Source organism: Holdemanella hominis (assembly GCF_014306155.1).
Taxonomy (GTDB): domain Bacteria; phylum Bacillota_I; class Bacilli_A; order Erysipelotrichales; family Erysipelotrichaceae; genus Holdemanella; species Holdemanella hominis.
In genome coordinates this window covers 1-1,787 of record NZ_JACRWH010000106.1, presented here as the reverse complement: position 1 = coordinate 1,787, position 1,787 = coordinate 1, and the positions used below count along the sequence as shown (strand labels likewise).

Sequence of the window (1,787 nt, the reverse complement as noted above, 5' to 3'; positions counted from 1 at the left end):
GGTGAATATGACCCATTTTTAGTAAATTCATAAATTTAAGTTTTCTTAACCTAATACGGAAACCCTACAATAATTTAAAGCCGGTATTTTCACATAACCCTACACTATTTTAGAGCGCCTTTTAAATTGAATATCGGTCTACTTTTTCAGACTTAAAAAAGAAGCATATTACATTAATAATTATAGTTCTTAAAATATCTTATCTTCAAGCATTTGTTCGATGATTGTAAATACAGTCTGTTCCATTCTTCCATCATACAACATTCTGTGCTTGGCACCTTCAATATATATTAATCGTTTCTTTTGGACCGGAATTTTTTTATAGGCATGAGTAGAACTTGATGGAGCGATCACTTCATCACTTGTTCCATGCAACATAAGGATTGGACATTCAATTTGTGAAATAGATTCTTTATATTGAGAAACAATTTTTGTGAAGGCTTGGTATTGCTTTGAACTTGGACCTTTCTTTTCTTTATCCGATTTTTTAAATAAGCCTGTTACTTTTTTGATGTCAAGATATTCAAAGGCCGGTGCACAAAGGATTAAGGATTGCACTTTATAAATGCTAGCCAAATAACTGGCGATTACACCTCCCATGGAGAATCCAATTAGAATGACATTGGGATTTTCTTTAATGGCAAGACTTAATTTGGCTTCACATCTTTGCACCCAATCTTTGTAGTTGGCATCATTTGGATTGTTTAAATCATACATATCAAATTGAATCACTTCATATTTTTTAGCCTTTAAATAGCTCGCTAATGGATCGAATTCATGACTTAGATTTCTTCCAAATCCATGGATTGTTACTATTATAGGTTTCTTTCTTCGATTAAATAAAGACATTCGCATCACCTCGTTGTATAATTATTATAACATCTATTGAAAGGAAGGTCACATGTATCATGAAGGCAACTTTACTGATTAAAAATATTGAAAATTTATATACATGTGATAAGAATTTTACAATCTTACATCGTGCCTTTATTGCATGTCACCATGATAAGATTATTGAAATCAATACGGGTTCTTATAAAGAATGGCTAGATCCTGCAACACGAGTGATTGATGCGCAAGGTGAATGTGTTGTACCAGCTTTTATTGATTGTCAATTTAAAAGTTTTACACACGTACGTTTGGGTGATCAACTAAGACAAGATATCAATGCGTTATATGCGATGCGTCAAAATGGAATCTTAACTTTGATTTGTGACAATCCGAATTCGCAAAGAATGAAGTTGGAACAGGATGTTTTTTATAAAAAGAATCAGCCTAAGCTTCCGGTTTTACATCGTTTAAATGAATTAAATGATAAAATTCCAGAAACTTTTTTAATGAGTTGTGGATTTGGACTTCCAAACTCCTATGTATATAGCATGGCACCTATGAGTTATGTATTGTTTCAAACACATCGAGTGTGTTCTAGAAAACTACTCGAAAGTATGACGTCTTTACCAGCTAAAGAATTTAATTTATCAGATCGTGGTTCGATTGAAATTGGTAAGACAGCAGATTTTTTGGTTTTACAAGTCACTACGATTGAACATTATTTCCAAACTTTAGGAAGACCTTTGATTCATCGTATGATCAAAAATGGGATTCAATTCTATCCCGAGTGGATGGTTTGTTAGGGAGAGTTTTCTTCCTTTTTTCTTTTTCTAAACAAAGACACATTTAATAAAACAGGATATAGACATCATTAATGTCAAATAGACTTGTACAATTTACCTGTAAGTGAGGTAATGAAACATGTGTACAGAATTTAATTTAAAAATAGATGAATC

At 32.1% G+C, this 1,787-nt stretch carries 2 protein-coding genes; one reads left to right on the top strand and one right to left on the bottom strand.

Features of this window, described 5'->3' with window-relative positions:
• Nucleotides 1-189: 189 nt before the first annotated feature.
• A complete protein-coding gene (locus H8911_RS12060) occupies nucleotides 190-849 on the bottom strand; it encodes an alpha/beta hydrolase (RefSeq protein WP_117923693.1) in 660 nt (219 codons plus the stop codon).
• A gap of 59 nt (nucleotides 850-908) precedes the next feature.
• Here H8911_RS12060 and H8911_RS12055 point away from each other — a divergent pair, with 59 nt between their 5' ends.
• Nucleotides 909-1,634, top strand: a complete 726-nt coding sequence (locus H8911_RS12055) for a hypothetical protein (RefSeq protein WP_117923691.1) — start codon at nucleotides 909-911, stop codon at nucleotides 1,632-1,634.
• Nucleotides 1,635-1,787: the final 153 nt, after the last annotated feature.

Coding starts and splice junctions, on each gene's coding strand:
- H8911_RS12060 (WP_117923693.1), bottom strand. CDS start 849: ATGTCTTTATTTAATCGAAGAAAGAAACCTATAATAGTAACAATCCAT.
- H8911_RS12055 (WP_117923691.1), top strand. CDS start 909: ATGAAGGCAACTTTACTGATTAAAAATATTGAAAATTTATATACATGT.